This is a genomic window from Scytonema hofmannii PCC 7110, assembly GCF_000346485.2.
GTDB lineage: Bacteria > Cyanobacteriota > Cyanobacteriia > Cyanobacteriales > Nostocaceae > Scytonema > Scytonema hofmannii.
In genome coordinates this window covers 4,484,436-4,501,825 of the sequence record NZ_KQ976354.1, presented here as the reverse complement: position 1 = coordinate 4,501,825, position 17,390 = coordinate 4,484,436, and the positions used below count along the sequence as shown (strand labels likewise).

The following is a 17,390-nucleotide window of genomic DNA, read 5'->3' as shown; positions in this document are numbered from 1 at the left end:
AGTGATGCTGAACTACTGGCTGTAACAGGCGGAAGAGTAGTTGGTATCATAATATGTGGTGGATTTATATGGGCTAGACATTGATGTGCTACTTTCGAGTGACCTCTAACCTAAACCCCAGAGAATTCAAAAGCGTTACCAAACTGTAAATTTCCTCACCACTGCTTTTGGATAAGATACTACTTAGGTTTTCCCAGTGTACTTTTGCTTGTTCTGAGAGATTGTTCATTCTCAACCGCGCATCAATAACATCTTCAATCGCCGATCGCAGTAGTTCGGGTTCGGGATTTTCTGCTTCTAATATCGCCTCAATATAAGCAACAGCCTCTTCGGGGTCTTTAAGAGATTCAATAAGATAGTCCTGATAGCGATCGCTAGTCGGCATTTTCATTCTTTTCATAATCTGCCCAATACTCCTGAGCCTTACGAATATCCTGCTCTTGAGTGCTTTTATCTCTACCCAATAGCAAAATCACAATGATTAACCCTACTTGTCCATAATACACTCTATAGCCCGGACCATAATCAATCCTCAGTTCAAAAACACCTCCTCCTACTGACTTACAATCTCCTAAATTACCGAGGCTAACTCTTTTAAGTCGTTCCTTGATTTTAGCTTTCGCTTTCTTATCACGTAGCGAATCTAGCCATTCTGCAAAAGGAACTGTACCTTCTGGCGCGATCTAACGTCTAATCTCTCTTGGTTGTGCTTCCATTATTTTATAAAATTTTGATAAAGAATAATTGCTCGCACTTTCACTGATGGTAATGAGCTAACAAACAGTTAAAATATACAGACGACTTTGTTTTGACAGCAACATGGCGAAAGAACTCAATATTGATTACGTTCAAGAACCAATTACCAGTGCAACACCAGAAGTACGACAAATCATTGAGCGTGTATGGCAACTGGAAAAAAGCCGACTAGATAAGAAAATTAACAGTCATATTAATGATGACATTTTGGCAATTGTGAAGGAAGTTGTCAGATGAAGTTGCTTTCCATTAAGCTTTGTAACTTTCGCTCTTTTTATGGTAAGACACCGGAAATTGTTCTCGCGGTTGGAGATCCTCGTAACACAACGGTCATTCACGGGAATAATGGTTCTGGAAAAACAAGCTTGCTGAATGCATTTACTTGGGTGCTGTATGAGAAATTTAGCGCCGCTTTTGCATCATCCGAACAATTAGTCAATAAGCGTGCGATCGCCGAAGCAAAATCAGGTCAACCTATAGAGTGTTGGGTAGAGATAGCATGGGAACATGAAGGCATACGCTATCGAGTCAAACGAGAGTTTCGTGCTTATAAAAATGAAACGGATTTTGATACAGGCAAAACAGAATTATATTTACAATTTGCCAGTGCGGACGGTATCTGGAATTTTCCCACACAAAACCCAGAAGATATCATCAATCAAATTTTACCCACCAGTTTACATCAATATTTCTTCTTTGATGGCGAACGGATTGAAAAGATAGTTCGTTCTGATAAGAAACCAGAAATTGCCGAAGCTACCAAGATTTTTTTAGGTGTTGAAGTTATCAATCGTTCTATCAAACATCTCAGCGAAGCGAAAAAAAGTTTAGAAAGCGAGTTAAAGTCTATTGGTGATTTGGAAATAAAACAGTTATTAAAACAGCAAGAAAAGATAGAAAATGAACTAGACGTTATTCATCAAAGACAATTAGAAATTCAACAAGATCTAGAATATCAAGAAACTTTCAAAAAAGAGACCAGTGTCCGATTTCGAGAACTGAGTGCAGCTAAAGAATTAGAAGAAAAGCGTCAAGAATTAGAAAAGCAGAAATCATTCAATCAACAAACTCTTAGAGACTCTAGAGACACGCTTAAAAAAATTATTTCCGCACGAGGTTACACTGTTTTACTTTCAGGAACTGCATTACAATTTAAAGAAATAGTCCATACTTTCAAACAAAAAGGGGAATTAACCTCCGGCATTTCCAAAGAATTTGTCAACGACTTATTGATTTCTCAACAATGTATTTGTGGAACAAAATTCCGAAAGGGTAGCCAAGGGTACGAGAATATAGAAAAATTATTGGCTAGAGTTGGCTCCTCTGCGGTAGAAGAGACAGCTATTCGTATGTTGGCACAAGTCGATGAAATTGATAAGAAAGCAACCAGCTTTTGGGAAGAAGTTGATAGAGAGCAAACAAGAATCAATCAACTCAGACAAACGATATCTCAACTTGAAAATGAGTTAGACAATATTCAAGAAAGATTGAGAAAAGATACTAATGAAGAAATTAGCAATTTACAAAAGCGATTGGATGAAATAGAAGAAAAAATCAGAAATTTAATACTAGAGCAAGGGGCAAATCAGCAAAAAATTGCGAATTTTAAAACAGAATTAGAAGTGGTAGTCAAGCAAGTAGCTAAGCAAAAATTAAACGAAGAAAAGCAAGTACTGACACAACGACGCATTACAGCTACTCAAGATGCTATTGATAGGTTAACTTTAGTGAGAGAACGACAAGAGAAGCAGTTTCGATTTCAACTAGAAAAGCGGGTACAAGAAATTTTTAGTGAAATTTCGTTTACACCTTATATACCTAAAATCAGTGAGAAATACGAACTGACACTAGTGGAGAATACTGCTGGTATAGAAATGCCTGTTGCTGCTTCTACAGGAGAGAATCAGATTCTCAGCTTATCGTTTATTTCCAGCATTATCGATAGGGTGCGGGAATGGAGTGAAAAAAGAAAAATGCTGATGATTCCTGATAGCAGCGCCTTTCCAATTGTGATGGACTCACCTTTTGGGAGTTTAGATGTAATTTCTCGCAGACAAACTGCCAAGACAATTCCGAAATTGGCAAATCAGTTGATTGTATTAGTTACTAAGACACAGTGGCGAGGTGAAGTAGAAGAAGAAATGGCAGACAGAATCGGTAGAGAATATGTACTGACTTACTACTCTTCTAAACCTGACTGCGAACAGGATTATATTGAATTGGATGGGGAACGATATCCTTTAGTGAGACAAAGCCCCAATGAGTTTGAGTATACAGAGATTTATGAAGTGGATCGTAGGGGATAAGACTTTAGATCCCCGACTTCTTAAAGGATACAGCTGGCGAATGATGGGTTTGACCCCTCACCCCAACGATTTTATAGGCGTTTCGAGACGATACTCGGAATGCGATCGCGTCCTGAAATAGCGCTGAAATAGCTTATTTCTCGTCATTGGGGGGTGTCACCCCCTAATCGCCAGCTGTATCCTTAAAGAAGTCGGGGATCTGAGCGTTATCGCACTAATTCCCCATCGTCCAATCTTCAAATTGCAACCTAGGAATGCGGGAAAAATCTCGCTGATTTCGCGTTACCAAAATAGCGTTATTAGAAATTGCAATTGACCCTATTCGTAAATCTTGCGTACTGATACGAAACTTCTGACGTAGCAATTCTGCATAGCAATTAGCGGCTTCTTCATTAAAATTCAGTACGTTGATCGTTTTAAAATCTTCCAAAGTTTCACGTAATTGCATATAAGCAAATACTAATGAATCTTGTGAATTAGCTCTTCTAATACGGTTCAATCTTCCGTACATCTGTTCTTCAAATGTAATAACTGTTGTAGCTAATTGTTCTGCGGGTATCGCATTTACACGTTGACTTACTAAGGGATGCGCTCTTTGAAAGAATGAAAAAGTATCGGTATCAAGTATCCACAAGCTCACTGAACTTCTTCCTCACCATTTCATTGGCGCTCGGATTCTTCCATTTCTGCATCTAGTTCGCGTCGATATGCTTCAATATCAGCAAGCATATCATCAAATTGTGGGTCATCCTTATACTTACCCGCAAATTTCATCCAGGGATGTTCTGATTTTGGCGCTACAATTTCTTGAGTAACTATTTCTACATTTTTTAATCGAGTCTTTAAAAGTTGATGTAGACTATCTAGCGCTTCTTCCCGCGTTTGTGCAAATATCTGACAATCTGGTAAACCCCAAACTGTTGCTTGATATCCGCCTTCTTTTTCTTCAACTAATACTGAATAGTTAATTTTGGATAAATCATCTGCTATATTTTTCAGCAAATTACTAGTCATAAAATTTACATATTTTTTTCATTATTGGCTATATCTATTGTAAATCTAGATATCAGATTAGTGCATGAGTTGAGCTTACTTTAACTCTTGTGGGATGGGCATCCTCGCCCATCCTATCCAAATAGCGGGCAGGATGCCCGCACCACAAGATATTAAGATTTTTTTATTTGGAAGTCTCCTACTTCCTAAACTACTAACCCAAACCTAACTCTCGTTTAAGTAAGTTAATCGAATTAGAACCGATATAATTTTCGGCATAAAGTAGCCTGGGCGGACGAATAATATCATCCATAGTAGCTTGCAGGGCTGCTTGGGCGGCTGAATAACTTACTTGATCTGTACTAAAAACCACTTGTGCTCTTTTGACCATTGCGTGAAGTCTGTAAGTATCTTTTGGCTGCGCTGTCATAATCAGTATTTCATCCCCCCTCAAACCGTGAAGAATCACTTCCATTGCTGTCAGAATTCCAGAACTCAGGCTAACTATGCCAAGACAGCTATCTTTTGGGAGGTTTTTAAATAAAGTGTACTCCTTAGCGTAGTCATGTATATCAAGAGGAATTACGCGCGCAGCTTTAGGGGCTGCAATAACTTCCACATCACCAATAAAATACCGACTTGTCACGACTGTAGCAGAGGAAGTTTGATCCAAAACAGCAGATAATTCTTCCATCGGTACTAACTGTACTGGTATTTTGAGGGTTTGTTCTAATTCATAGACCATAAGTTCTCCCGCGCCAATGTCTCGAGATGGAACCGCAACCAACACTCGCGCACTACAACGCAAGCGCCAATCAATTTCTGCTAAAAATAACTCTCGTGCCTGACTCAGCGTACAACCTTGCGAGAGAAGTTCATCAAGCGCTTGCTGTACAACTTTGCTGGCTTGAGGATTCTGTTTGAGAATCGGCGATTGTAGCTTACTACCTCCCTCATGCCCTTGGGCGCGGACATATATACCCGAACCAGCAAGGCTTTCTACCAAGCCATCGTCTTCTAACTGGCGGTAAACCTTGCTAATTGTATTGCGATGTAGCCCCGTCTGCATTGCCAACGCCCGCGTACTCGGTAATTTGTATCCGGGTGGATATTGCCGAGATGCGATCGCAAATCGAATTTGGTTAAACAGCTGGTTGGATGCGGGTATTTCACTGTCTGGTTGGATTCGGAATTGAAGCATCAACAAAGTCTCCTGTATGGTGGTTGCTGCATAAAACCAGCTGCAAATGCCAATTGTTAAATATATTACTTATAGATTCACTTGGGTTATTAGAAATTTCTGGTGCAGTTGCTACTAGTGGTTGATAATTGATCGGGGATAGCCCTAGGCTCTAGCTTAGAGCTATATCTATATACTCACACACTACTGGTAAAAACTATTATGGCAGAGCGATCGCTCGTTACCACAAAAATTAAAATTTTGCAAGATAACGTACAAATCGACGCGTACCAAGCAATGCCTTTGGAGCCAGGTTCTTACCCTGGAGTAGTAGTATTACAAGAAATATTCGGAGTCAATTCGCACATTCGGGATGTTACAGAACGTATAGCGAAAGAAGGTTATGTAGCAATTGCACCAGCCTTGTTCCAAAGAGTTGCCCCTGGATTTGAGACGGGCTACACACCACAAGATATAGAGGTAGGTAAAAAGTACGCTTGGGAGCAAACAAACGCACCACAACTGTTAGCCGATATTCAAGCAACCGTTGACTATCTGAAAACCGTTGATGAAGTCAACAAGAATGGCTTTGGCTGTATAGGTTTTTGCTTTGGAGGTCATGTCGCCTACTTAGCCGCAACCCTACCAGATATTAAAGCTACAGCTTCTTTCTACGGTGCAGGTATCCCCACCCGTACACCAGGAGATGGCAACCCTACCATAACTCGTACCTCAGAAATTAAAGGCACTCTCTACGCCTTCTTTGGTACAGAAGACGCCAGCATACCAGTAGAACAGGTAAACCAAATTGAAGCAGAGTTAGAAAAATACAAAGTTCCTCATCGCGTGTTTCGCTACGATGGAGCTGAGCACGGATTTTTCTGTGACCAACGTGCCAGCTATAATTCAATAGCTACAGCTGATGCTTGGGAGCACGTGAAGCAACTGTTTTCACAAATTCGTTAGTTGTTAGTAGATAGTAGATAGTAGATAGTAGTTAGTAGTTAACCACTAACCACTGTACGGGCGCAAGGCATTGCGCCCCTACTAACCACTAACTACACTTCCACAAAGCTGTTAGCAATTAACAATGAGTCTTTATAAGTCATGAACTCCGACGCGAAAATTTCTCAAAAAGCCGATTCGTCTTTTACAATGGACGATTTTGCCAAGGCACTGGAAAAACACGACTACCAGTTTCAAAAAGGACAGGTGGTACACGGCAAAGTTTTTCAAATCGATCCAGATGGAGCCTACGTCGATATCGGTGGCAAATCGTCAGCTTATATTCCCCGCGATGAGGCTTCTTTGAGAGCAGTTACTGATTTATCGGAGGTACTGCCATTAAATGAAGAGCAAGAGTTCTTAATTATCCGCGATCAAGATGCAGAAGGTCAAGTCACCCTATCGCGAAAGCAACTGGAAATTAGGCACATTTGGGATCGACTGGTGCAGATGCAGGAAAATTCCAAGACAGTTCAGGTACGGGTAAATAATGTTAACAAAGGTGGCGTTACCGTTGATGTTCAGGGTTTGCGGGGATTTATTCCGCGATCGCACCTAACCGAGCGCGATAATTTAGAGGCACTCAAAGGGCAAACCTTAACTGTCGGCTTTTTGGAAGTGAACCGTAGCACCAATAAACTGATACTTTCACAACGCGTAGCAGCACGTTCTGCCAACTTCAGTACATTAGAAGTTGGTCAGTTAGTATCCGGGAAAGTCACAGGGATCAAACCCTTCGGAGTGTTTGTTGATGTAGATGGCACAAGCGCTTTGCTCCACATTAAACAAGTGAGCCAGAAATTTATTGAGAATCTAGAAAATGTATTTCAACTCGGTCAACCGATTAAAGCTGCGATCTTAGATTTAGATGAAGGGAAAGGTCGAGTAGCCCTCTCGACCAGAGTTTTGGAAAATTTCCCAGGCGAAGTCTTGGAAAATATGGAAGATGTTATGGCATCCGCTGAAGCCCGTGCTGAACGAGCTAGAAACAAGATGTCCAGTGACCAGTGACCAGTGAGTTTTTAGTAGGGGCGCAAGGCCTTGCGCCCGTACACGTTAGTACAACAATTAACTACGAGCATAGGATATGGGGAATTGGGCATTGTTTAAGATATTCAACTCCTGTTTTTTTCTTTGCTATTCCCTATTCCCCATTCCCTATTCCCCATTCCCTATTCCCCAATATCACGCTTTGGCGGACGCTTGTAAGTGAATGTAAAAGTGTCGCCACTAGAAATCACTTGCCGCATCTCATCATACATTGGGTAATTGCCTACACCACTCAGACTCGCCCAACCCCTCGCTCTCGTTAAACCTACAAATAGCTGGTTGCGGTAATTCACATCACTCTCATTACGAGCGACATTATCAAAGCCAACCACATACACCATATCCGCCTCGTGTCCCTTAGCACGGTTGGTGCGAGACACCGTTACCCCGGACTCATGCCAGAATTTATCTGGGTCATTGTTAGGCCATTGGGGAGTCATATCATTTAAGGTTAAAGCTGTAGGTATATAAATATCAATATTGTGGTCTAATAAAAAACCAGCGACATCAACTTCTAACTCCATTGCCTCAGAGTTAGAGCCTAAAACCACGACTAAAATATCGCGACTGGGATTGAGACCATCAAACATAACATTGTGCGTGATGCTATCTGTCAGTGCTTGCAATTCTTCTCGACGAGAACCGTAAGTTTGAAATTCTAAAACAGGTTTACCCCAAAGTTCGGGAATAGGGTTGGGTGAATATTCGATTGGTCGATGCACGGTAATTGGCTTGCCAACTCGTCGAAAGTCTCCTTTGACTTCATAACCAATTTTGTTCCAATCATCTCTATTTGTAAGACCTGCAAGCATTCCCTGAGGGCGTAGCAAACCCATACCAATAGCATGAGCCGCAGTGAGAATAGGTCCTGGAGTCCGGTAACAGCGACGCATAACCTCAGAACGCTTAATACCGCCAGAGTATTGGGGTTGTTTGCTCAAAATATTGCTCAATTTCTCACCAAAGACTTCTTTTGCCTTTGGAACTGCTATGCTATCTAAACTTTGCGCTTCATCATAAGCCCAAATTAAGCGGCGTTCCTCTGGGTTTTCTTCATCTACAGGTCGCAACGCTTGATAAGCCAACCAGTAAATTGCCTGTTTATCCTCGAACTTCAGATCGGCTTCGGATACCAAATCCTGACCTTCGTCAATCAAAATGGCATCAAACATGGGTTCAATTGTGATTTCTTCCTGTAGCCGTTTACACAGTTCTGCTAAACCTCGATTGGGTTGTCTTTCCTTTGTATCTGCAACTATCTTGCGTTTTTTACCGTGGTACTCGCAAATCGTCCCATATAAACCAGGATGTTCTTTTGCTCCCCATGCATGAAGTACCCGCAGTTTGTGGTTGGTTTTTGGATCGTAAGTCAATTCACCACTGCTGAAGCGGCGAATCCATCGATCCAATAGTTTAATCATCAAGTCATGTAAAGAGCGAGTGAAAAACACAATGGCAATATCCCAATCTGGATGCTTGAGGTGCATATGCGCTGCTTTTTGACACAACAGTACTGTTTTGCCTGAGCCTGCAATACCGCGTATTCGTTGAGGACCTGGGGGGATTTCTTTGCCAATATGCTCTTGTTGCAAATCAATTTCGTATAACCTTTGCTGTAGATTTTCCATGACACTGGCGCGGCTGTTGTGTGCGAGCGCAGATGTCGTGCGATTCGTCTCTTTGCGATGTTCTGGTGTCCCGCTAACTACTGACAGTAGCAATTCCCAGTCTTTATCTTCTAAGTTTTCTCCAGGAACGACAGCAGGGATTTGTTGAAATCGTTCAATGCAACTCACTTTACTTAATTGGTCTTGAAAAATCAAAGGAGGACAGTTGGGTATTTGGTCAAAACCTCTTTGTTGCCATTGTTCTTGGGTTATGAGGGGAAGTGCAACAATGGCTCTTCCGTTAACTTTGCGCCAAATAGCTGGTTCGCGATCGCAATACGCAATCAAAGCACGTAATTGATGTTCGGCTTGTTGATAGGGGTTTGCTTCTGCGAGCCAAAAGTTTTGCAATTGCCAGATTCCATCATTCATACCAGTAATTTGGTCAATGGTAACTGACAATATTTCAATGACCGATAAACCAAACTCGCGATCGGCAATCAGAATGTCCGGTTCCTTGCGAATCTCCCCTACCTTCGAGAAAATGGGATAACGCCAGTAAGCTATGCATTTTCTATCGGAAAAAGCATTTTTAATAGAATCCCAAACTTTTTGTTCACCCGCTTCAGTACTAGCCTTTAGCGGTTCGGTGGTAATAAATTTGCTAATTTGTTCTTCGTTAGCAACTGCCATTGAGTACCTGCCTGCGATAGTTATTTTTTTGACACGGTGGCACCCTGATTATTTAGCAAGCTATCACAGGTCATCTGTCTTTTCATATAGGAATGTTACGGATATTTTATTAATAAAAAATTAAGTATATTTACTAAAAAAATAATAAAATTGTGTAAATTTATCCTGTTAGCAGTTCACTTACCGTGTTCTTAATCGCTCCCCACTCCCTACTCCCCACCCCCTACTCCCTTTTTCAAGGTCTCTTTGCATGTTATTATGATTTACCTGGTGAAAAACCTTCACAGTCATCCCCATGTCCTACGTGGCAGGCTTCTGCTCTTCGATACTGGTGAGGAGTAAGTGAACTGGAGTCATCCAGAGTAATTCGGAGTAATTCGACTACTGGCTCCACCATGACTCAACTTTGAACTAGTTTCAAGGTTACCCGTTCCGGGTTTCAGTCCGCTTAAGGGTCATGACTTAATGAGGAAAGCCTACGCCTCAAGCGTCGGGTCAGGAACATGGCTGCGTCACACAGTGCAACACCAAAACCCATGAACAAGCTCTTAAGCAGTGTCGAGGCAAACAATACCCCTTTTGGGAGCGCTCAAATCGAGCAAGTGGTGTAGTTTGGGGTGGTGGTTAAGTCCGATTTACCCCAAATTACTCCAAATAATTTCGACATCATAAAATCTAGTAGCACGACGACAGAATGTCAAAGCTGTTTTAAGGAAGGGCGAAAATATCCTGAAACATACTTCTTTATAGAGAAAATTGAGGTGCAACTCAACTGAAAAACTGCGGTTTATCGAGTTGACTTGCATCAAAATAAACGCGATACGGCTTAAGCCGTTAGCGAAGCTATCGCGTCACAACTTGCACCAAGTAGAGACGTGGATTTTGCATATCTCAAAACTTTATCTTGTCTACTGATTAATGAACAGAGAACAAAATAGAGCAGGTATCACAACGACAAATTTCTTGGAGAGGAAATCATGATTAAGAATGATTATCAACTAACAATCACGAAGTCTTGGATTGAAAAATTTCATCAAGCTATTATGAGTTTGTATCAGAATGAAGAAAAAAGGCGTAAAGATCCAGAAGGTTGGCAACTGTTAATAGATTCTTACTATGCTCATATCAAAAATCTTCATACAGAAATAGCAGAGTACAGAAATCTCAAAAACCACCATCCAGCAAACTCCTTGGTTTTACAAAACGTGAACCTTAATGTAGATGAAATTGGAGAGATTTTAATCAAGGTGAGAATTGCTAAAAAAATCACAGAGAAAGAACTAGCTGCACTCACTCAATTAACGGAAGAGCACATCAAAGAATATGAAAAACAAGATTATCAAAACGCGAGTTTTGATACCGTGATAGAGGTAGCAGATGCTCTAGGAGTTAAGTTACAACATTGTATAGTTGTGGCAGAAATTAATGAATTCTTGGAAAGTCAACTTATGGAAGTCCGGGAAGCTGAGAAAATTGATGCTGAATTTCAATCAGTTATCGGTTTGATGGATTGCAATTGATGATACTAGTTTGGATTTTGGATTGAAAAAGTCTTGCTTGGAATTAATCTCACCGAACTATCAGTTGCCTTCTTTTTTCAAATTTGTACAATTTACAATTTCAGCGATCGCTTCTGTATTATCTAGATGTACTTCAGGTATCAAAGTTCCATATGTTTTTCGTTCTTAGCCATGATTCCCAACTCAAGCTTGCTAAACACACTTCATTTTATCAAAAGTTCAATTTTATAAATCCCATGTAAAGACGCAAATATGATAACCAATTAGGTACTGTACTGGATATAACGGATGGTTTATTTGTCAGGTCGATAAGAACACCCATCTGTTACATCTATCAAGTATCTCCCCCTTCACAATAGTGGCGGAACCTCAAAGTCATTGAACGAACAAACCTTGTAAGATGTCGCAGCTAAAGCTCTTACTAAACGCTGGTCTAAAGTTAGTAACGTAGCATTAACCTGCTGTGAAAGGGCGACGTAAGAAGCATCGTAGGCAGAAATTCCATAAGATATTGCAATATTTGCTGCATCTTCCATCAAATCAGCTGTTGAAACGACACTTAAGGATAATCCTTTGAGAGTAGCTAGATCCGTTGCAACTTTGTCAGCAGGGTAACGTCCCGCTCGTACATATTTCCAAAGAGTGTTAGTACACTCAATGTAAAACAGATCGGGTACGAAGAATTTATTTTGAGGATTGTCAACGTATAACAACAATAGATCCACTTTCCGGGAAAGTGGATCTGGGATAAAGTGCTTAATAAAGACACTTGTATCTACTACGTAGTTAATGGTATTTGTCATCTATCGCGGTCTTCTCGAATCATGGCTGTGCTATCAGGCCATTCGATATCTGTTGGTAGCTGCTCGCGACGACGGCGGCTTTCCTCCAAAAGTTGTGCGACATTTTGTCGCTTCTGCTCTGCCATTCGCTGTTCTTGAGCTACTGACAAGCCATTTTGTAGGAGAGTAATAAGTTGGGCGTTGATTGAACTTTCTTTTGCTGTAGCTAACTCTTGTAACTGTTCATACAAGTCATCGGGTAAATCTAGGTTATGAAGGGTAGCCATCTACCGACCTCCTTAAATTTATTAGAGATTGTAGCACGGTACTACTAGCTTGTGTTGGAAGGGACAGAGGGGAGCGTTCCGATCGTCTTTGGTGCAAGCTGTACGCGGCTTATCGCACACAACCAATTTTTCCTTCCTTTGGCGAATCCACTACTGAAAAACTACGGTTTTTCTATTAGTCCCGTCAACATTTCATCCATGACATCTGTTATCCCATCCGTTGCTAAATTCGTTGTTATGTCCGTGCTACCTTTATTTGAGTTATCACATGAATGTTAAATAAAATTTTGACTTCATGTGAATAAAAGGTAGTGAAGGATTTAATTTACTGTCAGCTTTCCTGTTCTGTATCCTCTACTTCTCCAAAAATTTGTTCTATGTTCTGCGTTCCACGAAGAATACGCACAATCTCAATCCCTTGGTCTATAGGACGGTAAAAAATGAGGTAACTTCCTACGGGAAAACTCCGTAGGGAAGGCGCTAGGTTAAAGCGCTGCTGTCCCATTTGAGGAAATTTAGCGACTTTTGGGAACTTTTCTCGCAGCTTGTCAAAAAGATTATCAGCAGCCTGTGGACTGTATTCAGCAACGTAATTCCAGATGTTCTCAAGGTCTTGCATTGCTTGAGTAGAAATCCGATACCAACTCATGAAGCGTCTCTCTTTGCCAACCTTTTTCGTCCTCGTGCTTTAGTATCTTCAAAAAAAGTTGAAAGCGACTCTTCGTCGTATTCGGTATACTGACCGCTCTCAAGTTGTTTAATTCCAATCTCAATTTCATGCCGTAATGCTTCGAGCTTTAATGCTCGAAGTTCTTCCTCAACGTGCTCAAGCCGATCTATCATCTCCTGAAAAGCTTGTGCCTCATGCACCACAACCTCAGCTTTACCATTGACCGTTAACACAAGTGGCGACTTTGTTGCTTTTATCCGCTCTACATAGTCCTTGGCGTTTCGCTTGAAGTCGGTAAGAGTTTGAATATTTTCGAGATTAATCTTGATTGCCATAGCATCAAATAAAGCACTTTATAAAGTATTTTATTAAATGCTATCTCCAAAACGGTCTACATCTCAGTTTTTAATGGAAATTTATGCAATTGAAGTTGTTTGAATGGAGGAAAATTTCAGCAATCAACTTTTGGACAACTCTAGCGCTAGCCCTAAACAGAATGTCGAGCAAATGCGAAAAAGTTCTCACTTAGCACAAACTAAGATACTCAATTTCCAACGGAGAGGGGGAGATTCGAACTCCCGGATGCTTTCGCATCATCCGATTTCAAGTCGGACGCAATCGACCACTCTGCCACCTCTCCAATAAAGCTGTCAACTATTTGCTGTCAGCGGTCAGCAATATTTGCTGACCAGTTACTAAGTATATATCATCCTCACGCAGTTTGCACTACTGGGGTGGGTTTTTTATAAAGAATTTCTTCTGAGGCAACAGAGAAATCTTTGCCAACCCAAATTAGGGAGACTTGGGAGACGGAACCACCTTCTAACAGAACAATTGAGAAGTTACGTTGCTTACCACTATTAGTTTCCACAATTCTAGGTACACTGGCGGCGTTCAAGTAAACAACGCCCTCTGGACTGGTGAAAACACGTTTTCTCGGTTCTTTTTTGGTGTGCCGCAGGGTGTGGTGCATATGACCAAATGTGACGAGGGGAATGGTTTTACCAGCAATCATGGACTGCGCGATCGCCTCTGCCAAATCGGGGTCGCCAAAATCACCGCCTATGGGATGCCAATCTTTGCCGCAGGGATCTTCTGGACGTTCGCCTAGCCCAATCGGTCCGTTGTGACCAATAAAAATGATCTTCTCATAAGCCCCACTCTTTGCCGCCGCGACAATGCGGGCTGTGGAATCTTCAAAACTGGTCACCCCAAACCATTCTTGGTAGAAATCGGCATATTTCCACTCAGATCCCCCCCAGCTAAAGGGACGACCACCAACAACGGTTAAATTCCAGTTGGGAAAATCTAATTTACTGTAACCGACATGGCTTTCACCCAATAAATCCAGTTGTTGCTGTACCCAGTTTTCCTTTGTGCGATCGTAAGGACACTTCTTTCGTCCCCATTCCGTGGCAGTGTACCAAGCATCGTGGTTTCCCATGATTGCTGCTTTGGGAATGTTGAGGGAAGCGATCGCTCTCACCACGTCTACCGACTCATTGCCAAAATCACCAACAAACAGCACTAGGTCAACGCCCAAATGCTTGAGTGCAATGCCATCTTCCTCTTCCCATTGGTCGTGAACGTCTCCTACTACAGCAATTTTTATTGTTTTTGAGTTTGTTTTCTGACTGGTCATGCCACTTTCCAAGCATATCTGTTTTTAGCATAGGAAACTTATGGGGTTTTGACACAACTTCAAAGAAGGAGAGTTACCCACACACCATTTTTGGTAAAAACTACTATAATTGAATCCACGATACAAAAATTAGCAATTTTAACCACCTAACTGTGTTTACTACCGCACTAGCTCAACGTGGAAAAACGGAACAGGGCGATCTACCACTAGATTTATTTGCAGCCATTGAGACTCTTAAAAAAGAACTCAACGCGATTGTCCTGGCACATTACTATCAAGAACCAGATATTCAAGATATTGCAGACTTTATAGGAGATTCGCTCCAGCTAGCCAAAGCCGCAGCCAATACAAAGGCGGATGCGATCGTCTTTGCTGGTGTCCACTTTATGGCAGAAACGGCAAAGATTCTCAATCCAGACAAAATAGTCCTGTTACCGGATCTGAATGCTGGTTGTTCTTTGGCTGATAGTTGTCCAAGAGAGGCGTTTGCCGCTTTTAAAGCCTTGCACCCAGACCATGTGGTGGTTTCCTACATCAACTGCTCTGCTGACATTAAAGCACTCAGCGATATTATCTGCACCAGTTCCAATGCCGTCAAAATTGTCCAGCAAATCCCAAAAGAACAGCCCATCATATTTGCCCCTGACAAAAATTTAGGGCGGTATGTTATGGAACAAACTGGACGAGATTTGGTATTGTGGGATGGAAGCTGTATTGTTCATGAAACTTTTTCTGAAAAGAAAATAGTACAGCTAAAAATTGCCCACCCAGAAGCAGAAGCGATCGCTCACCCAGAATGTGAAACAAGCGTACTGCGCCACGCCAGCTTTATTGGTTCGACAGCAGCATTACTCAAATATTGTGCTGAGAGCTTATCTCAAGAATTTATTGTTGCTACGGAACCAGGTATCATTCATCAAATGCAAAAACAAGCGCCTCACAAGCGCTTTATCCCAGCACCGCCGATAAATAACTGTGCTTGTAACGAATGTCCTTTTATGCGGTTAAATACCTTAGAGAAGCTTTACTGGGCAATGAAAAATCGAACTCCAGAAATTATCTTACCAGAGGATACTCGCGTAGCTGCATTGAAACCCATTCAGCGGATGCTAGAGATGAGCGCTTAAAACTAAGAAGGTTTTTTCTTAGATTCTTTTTCAGCGGCTTCACTATATTTTTTGTATAGTTGAGTACGGATTTGAGCTTCCTCATAACGGCTGTGATTTGGCGGTACAGATTTCATTAATTCTGATGCCCTTTGCCATCGAGCCGCCAAATCTAACCATTGAACTGAAGTTTGAGCACTTCTACCAGTTGCAGAAGCTTGGTTAGCAATCCGCACTGCTGCTGAAAAGGGATCTTCAGATAAAGTAGTAGCACTTGGGCTGCTATTGGTTGGTTGACTCGGAAAATTGCTTTGATTCCTTATTGCTGGGACTATTGAATTCAGGGTTTCTGCTTGATAGGTATTTTTCGATTTATTGCCAAATAAAGTATAACCAGCCCAACTAAGCGACAGTAAAAACACGGCACAGCTAGCTCCTCCTAAAAATCTTTTAGCAGGAGAATTTTTGAATTTGTTCTTATTATTAACTACGACAAGACGAGAAGATTGGGAGGTTGGTAAAACTGCCTTACCTTGTTCTCTTTTTCGCTCTTTAAAATCTTTTACTAATTGTTCAAAAATATTAGGTTGAACTAACTTAATTTCCTGTGACCAAAGCAATTGATTCTCAGAGTCGCGACTAATTTCCTCTAACCACAGCAATTGCTGTTCCCGAGCAATACGACTATTGATATTGACTCGATAAATGTTGCGTGGTGCAATAGAGTCAAGAATTTGCTGGACTTGCTCAACTAAAGTCCTTTGTTCAAGGTTATCTACTGTACGTGCCTCACACAGTAATTGCAAGACACCAGCGTCAAAAATAGCTCTAGTTCTGACGCCCGAATGAGCGAGTTTCTCGTTTAACACTTGAATAATTGCAGCAACGCTCCCTTGGTGAGCCTGCCAAGCGATATCATTTATCCGATCTACCATTTCCATTTGTGGATATGTAATAGCTGTTTAACCCTGAATTAATTGACAAACAAACTTATTTAAATAATTTTGGCTTTGTCTTGATTTAGATTTTATGTGTAAAAATCAGAGTATGCCATGTTTGCTAAAAACTAGGTGTAGTTACACCGAGTTTAATGAATGACTTATATTAACTTAATAATAATTAGAATTATGGTTTTACATCAATAATACATATATTACAGTAAATAGCGCTACATATAGCAATTTTCAGTTGTGTCAAATACACCCAATTGTAAGGGCGCAATGTCTTGCTATATCGCATCCATTCGAGAATTGTTATAAAGCAGTGTGAAAAAATGTAGAAGTTCTCATATATGGTACGTGATACTACTGCTGTGTCTTTTACTAAAATACTTAAGTCTCTAATGATATCCGGCAAGTAATCCTACAAAAACAAAAACAAAGCCCCCTTCCTAAGTGTAAGGAAGAGGGCTGTTGTTGGATATATAAACCTGGCACCGAGCTATTTTTGCGGGCAGCAACCCGCCAACTATCGTCGCCGCATCAATGTTTCACAACTGAGTTCGGGATGGGGTCAGAGTGGGTCCCCCGAGCCATAGGCACCAGGTAAGACAGTGAGCAGTGACCAGTGAGCAGTGACCAGTAAAGAAAGTTTACTCAGATCGCTGTGAAGATTTCGCATCACTGATCGCTCAATCAAAACCCTGAAGACTGCACAGAAACGCGAATTGAAGCCATGACAGCGAACATTAACCATAACTCAGTTCTTCACTGGTCACTGGTCACTGGTCACTGGTCACTGAACAGAGGTCAAGACCTCGGTCTGTTAGGACAGCTTGGCTAAATACATTACTG

Annotated in this window: 19 protein-coding genes, 1 tRNA gene and 2 rRNA genes (1 of these 22 only partly in view); 7 read left to right on the top strand and 15 right to left on the bottom strand. The window is 41.3% G+C overall.

Features of this window, described 5'->3' with window-relative positions; translation table 11 throughout:
* Positions 1 to 88: 88 nt before the first annotated feature.
* Together WA1_RS18510 and WA1_RS18505 are read right to left on the bottom strand one after the other, a co-directional pair.
* Positions 89 to 400, bottom strand: coding sequence for a helix-turn-helix domain-containing transcriptional regulator (locus WA1_RS18510; RefSeq protein WP_026135378.1), 312 nt, complete (start codon positions 398 to 400; stop codon positions 89 to 91).
* Positions 375 to 683, bottom strand: coding sequence for a type II toxin-antitoxin system RelE/ParE family toxin (locus WA1_RS18505; RefSeq protein ID WP_026135379.1), 309 nt, complete (start codon positions 681 to 683; stop codon positions 375 to 377). The genes WA1_RS18510 and WA1_RS18505 overlap by 26 nt, the downstream gene beginning before the upstream one ends.
* Positions 684 to 819: 136 nt before the next feature.
* Here WA1_RS18505 and WA1_RS58140 point away from each other — a divergent pair, with 136 nt between their 5' ends.
* Genes WA1_RS58140 through WA1_RS57030 form a run of 3 tightly spaced genes read left to right on the top strand, consistent with a single transcriptional unit; the run spans position 820 to position 3,183 of the window.
* Positions 820 to 993 (top strand): hypothetical protein, encoded by a 174-nt coding sequence (locus WA1_RS58140; RefSeq protein ID WP_017750052.1) that lies wholly within the window; start codon positions 820 to 822, stop codon positions 991 to 993.
* On the top strand, positions 990 to 3,062 hold the full coding sequence (locus tag WA1_RS18500; protein WP_017750053.1) for an AAA family ATPase: 2,073 nt from the start codon (positions 990 to 992) through the stop codon (positions 3,060 to 3,062). Before WA1_RS58140 ends, WA1_RS18500 begins: the two co-directional genes overlap by 4 nt.
* A complete protein-coding gene (locus WA1_RS57030; RefSeq protein ID WP_158516651.1) occupies positions 3,040 to 3,183 on the top strand; it encodes a hypothetical protein in 144 nt (47 codons plus the stop codon). Before WA1_RS18500 ends, WA1_RS57030 begins: the two co-directional genes overlap by 23 nt.
* Before the next feature lie 93 nt (positions 3,184 to 3,276).
* Here WA1_RS57030 and WA1_RS18495 read toward each other — a convergent pair whose 3' ends face one another.
* From WA1_RS18495 to WA1_RS18485, 3 genes are all read right to left on the bottom strand, one after another.
* Entirely contained in the window at positions 3,277 to 3,702 is a 426-nt protein-coding gene (locus WA1_RS18495; RefSeq protein ID WP_017750054.1) for a type II toxin-antitoxin system VapC family toxin, read from the bottom strand.
* Positions 3,703 to 3,722: 20 nt separating this feature from the next.
* The gene (locus WA1_RS18490; RefSeq protein WP_017750055.1) at positions 3,723 to 4,076 is read right to left on the bottom strand and encodes a hypothetical protein; all 354 of its coding nucleotides are present in this window, start codon (positions 4,074 to 4,076) and stop codon (positions 3,723 to 3,725) included.
* A 193-nt stretch (positions 4,077 to 4,269) separates the two neighbouring features.
* Positions 4,270 to 5,256 (bottom strand): GntR family transcriptional regulator, encoded by a 987-nt coding sequence (locus tag WA1_RS18485; RefSeq protein WP_017750056.1) that lies wholly within the window; start codon positions 5,254 to 5,256, stop codon positions 4,270 to 4,272.
* Between the two features lie 201 nt (positions 5,257 to 5,457).
* Between WA1_RS18485 and WA1_RS18480 the strand changes: the two genes are divergently transcribed.
* Both WA1_RS18480 and WA1_RS18475 read left to right on the top strand, forming a co-directional pair.
* Entirely contained in the window at positions 5,458 to 6,201 is a 744-nt protein-coding gene (locus WA1_RS18480; RefSeq protein WP_017750057.1) for a dienelactone hydrolase family protein, read from the top strand.
* Positions 6,202 to 6,342: 141 nt separating this feature from the next.
* The gene (locus WA1_RS18475; protein ID WP_017750058.1) at positions 6,343 to 7,251 is read left to right on the top strand and encodes a S1 RNA-binding domain-containing protein; all 909 of its coding nucleotides are present in this window, start codon (positions 6,343 to 6,345) and stop codon (positions 7,249 to 7,251) included.
* Positions 7,252 to 7,412: 161 nt separating this feature from the next.
* On the opposite strand, the gene WA1_RS18470 is transcribed toward WA1_RS18475, so the two are convergent.
* Complete coding sequence (locus WA1_RS18470) at positions 7,413 to 9,590, bottom strand: DEAD/DEAH box helicase (RefSeq protein WP_017750059.1); 2,178 nt, start codon at positions 9,588 to 9,590, stop codon at positions 7,413 to 7,415.
* Between the two features lie 977 nt (positions 9,591 to 10,567).
* On the opposite strand from WA1_RS18470, the gene WA1_RS18465 reads away from it, so the two are divergent.
* Positions 10,568 to 11,110, top strand: a complete 543-nt coding sequence (locus WA1_RS18465) for a helix-turn-helix domain-containing protein (RefSeq protein ID WP_017750061.1) — start codon at positions 10,568 to 10,570, stop codon at positions 11,108 to 11,110.
* Positions 11,111 to 11,460: 350 nt separating this feature from the next.
* Here WA1_RS18465 and WA1_RS18460 read toward each other — a convergent pair whose 3' ends face one another.
* The 6 genes from WA1_RS18460 to WA1_RS18435 all read right to left on the bottom strand — a co-directional run bounded on the left by WA1_RS18460 (position 11,461) and on the right by WA1_RS18435 (position 14,491).
* Positions 11,461 to 11,913, bottom strand: a complete 453-nt coding sequence (locus WA1_RS18460) for a type II toxin-antitoxin system VapC family toxin (RefSeq protein WP_017750062.1) — start codon at positions 11,911 to 11,913, stop codon at positions 11,461 to 11,463.
* Positions 11,910 to 12,179 carry a DUF2783 domain-containing protein gene (locus WA1_RS18455; RefSeq protein WP_017750063.1) on the bottom strand — a complete coding sequence of 90 codons (270 nt, stop codon included), beginning with the start codon at positions 12,177 to 12,179 and terminating at the stop codon, positions 11,910 to 11,912. The genes WA1_RS18460 and WA1_RS18455 overlap by 4 nt, the downstream gene beginning before the upstream one ends.
* 331 nt (positions 12,180 to 12,510) lie before the next feature.
* The gene (locus tag WA1_RS18450; RefSeq protein WP_017750064.1) at positions 12,511 to 12,828 is read right to left on the bottom strand and encodes a type II toxin-antitoxin system RelE/ParE family toxin; all 318 of its coding nucleotides are present in this window, start codon (positions 12,826 to 12,828) and stop codon (positions 12,511 to 12,513) included.
* A complete protein-coding gene (locus WA1_RS18445; protein ID WP_017750065.1) occupies positions 12,825 to 13,184 on the bottom strand; it encodes a type II toxin-antitoxin system prevent-host-death family antitoxin in 360 nt (119 codons plus the stop codon). The genes WA1_RS18450 and WA1_RS18445 overlap by 4 nt, the downstream gene beginning before the upstream one ends.
* A 220-nt stretch (positions 13,185 to 13,404) precedes the next feature.
* Positions 13,405 to 13,489: transfer RNA gene (locus WA1_RS18440), tRNA-Ser, on the bottom strand.
* Between the two features lie 72 nt (positions 13,490 to 13,561).
* Entirely contained in the window at positions 13,562 to 14,491 is a 930-nt protein-coding gene (locus WA1_RS18435; protein ID WP_017750066.1) for a TIGR04168 family protein, read from the bottom strand.
* 152 nt (positions 14,492 to 14,643) lie between these two features.
* Between WA1_RS18435 and nadA the strand changes: the two genes are divergently transcribed.
* On the top strand, positions 14,644 to 15,618 hold the full coding sequence (gene nadA, locus WA1_RS18430) for a quinolinate synthase NadA (RefSeq protein WP_017750067.1): 975 nt from the start codon (positions 14,644 to 14,646) through the stop codon (positions 15,616 to 15,618).
* A gap of 2 nt (positions 15,619 to 15,620) precedes the next feature.
* On the opposite strand, the gene WA1_RS18425 is transcribed toward nadA, so the two are convergent.
* The 3 genes from WA1_RS18425 to WA1_RS18415 form a co-directional block, all read right to left on the bottom strand.
* Positions 15,621 to 16,532, bottom strand: coding sequence for a hypothetical protein (locus tag WA1_RS18425; RefSeq protein ID WP_026135380.1), 912 nt, complete (start codon positions 16,530 to 16,532; stop codon positions 15,621 to 15,623).
* Positions 16,533 to 17,024: 492 nt separating this feature from the next.
* A 5S ribosomal RNA gene (gene rrf, locus WA1_RS18420) occupies positions 17,025 to 17,142 on the bottom strand.
* 199 nt (positions 17,143 to 17,341) lie between these two features.
* Positions 17,342 to 17,390 (bottom strand): 23S ribosomal RNA (locus WA1_RS18415) (it continues 2,819 nt past the right edge of the window).

Excerpts from the sequence above, each read along its gene's own strand:
- WA1_RS18510 (WP_026135378.1), bottom strand. The coding sequence starts at position 400 with ATGAAAAGAATGAAAATGCCGACTAGCGATCGCTATCAGGACTATCTT.
- WA1_RS58140 (WP_017750052.1), top strand. The coding sequence starts at position 820 with ATGGCGAAAGAACTCAATATTGATTACGTTCAAGAACCAATTACCAGT.
- WA1_RS18500 (WP_017750053.1), top strand. The coding sequence starts at position 990 with ATGAAGTTGCTTTCCATTAAGCTTTGTAACTTTCGCTCTTTTTATGGT.
- WA1_RS57030 (WP_158516651.1), top strand. The coding sequence starts at position 3,040 with ATGAAGTGGATCGTAGGGGATAAGACTTTAGATCCCCGACTTCTTAAA.
- WA1_RS18490 (WP_017750055.1), bottom strand. The coding sequence starts at position 4,076 with ATGACTAGTAATTTGCTGAAAAATATAGCAGATGATTTATCCAAAATT.
- WA1_RS18485 (WP_017750056.1), bottom strand. The coding sequence starts at position 5,256 with ATGCTTCAATTCCGAATCCAACCAGACAGTGAAATACCCGCATCCAAC.
- WA1_RS18480 (WP_017750057.1), top strand. The coding sequence starts at position 5,458 with ATGGCAGAGCGATCGCTCGTTACCACAAAAATTAAAATTTTGCAAGAT.
- WA1_RS18475 (WP_017750058.1), top strand. The coding sequence starts at position 6,343 with ATGAACTCCGACGCGAAAATTTCTCAAAAAGCCGATTCGTCTTTTACA.
- WA1_RS18470 (WP_017750059.1), bottom strand. The coding sequence starts at position 9,590 with ATGGCAGTTGCTAACGAAGAACAAATTAGCAAATTTATTACCACCGAA.
- WA1_RS18465 (WP_017750061.1), top strand. The coding sequence starts at position 10,568 with ATGATTAAGAATGATTATCAACTAACAATCACGAAGTCTTGGATTGAA.
- WA1_RS18460 (WP_017750062.1), bottom strand. The coding sequence starts at position 11,913 with ATGACAAATACCATTAACTACGTAGTAGATACAAGTGTCTTTATTAAG.
- WA1_RS18455 (WP_017750063.1), bottom strand. The coding sequence starts at position 12,179 with ATGGCTACCCTTCATAACCTAGATTTACCCGATGACTTGTATGAACAG.
- WA1_RS18450 (WP_017750064.1), bottom strand. The coding sequence starts at position 12,828 with ATGAGTTGGTATCGGATTTCTACTCAAGCAATGCAAGACCTTGAGAAC.
- WA1_RS18445 (WP_017750065.1), bottom strand. The coding sequence starts at position 13,184 with ATGGCAATCAAGATTAATCTCGAAAATATTCAAACTCTTACCGACTTC.
- WA1_RS18435 (WP_017750066.1), bottom strand. The coding sequence starts at position 14,491 with ATGACCAGTCAGAAAACAAACTCAAAAACAATAAAAATTGCTGTAGTA.
- WA1_RS18425 (WP_026135380.1), bottom strand. The coding sequence starts at position 16,532 with ATGGTAGATCGGATAAATGATATCGCTTGGCAGGCTCACCAAGGGAGC.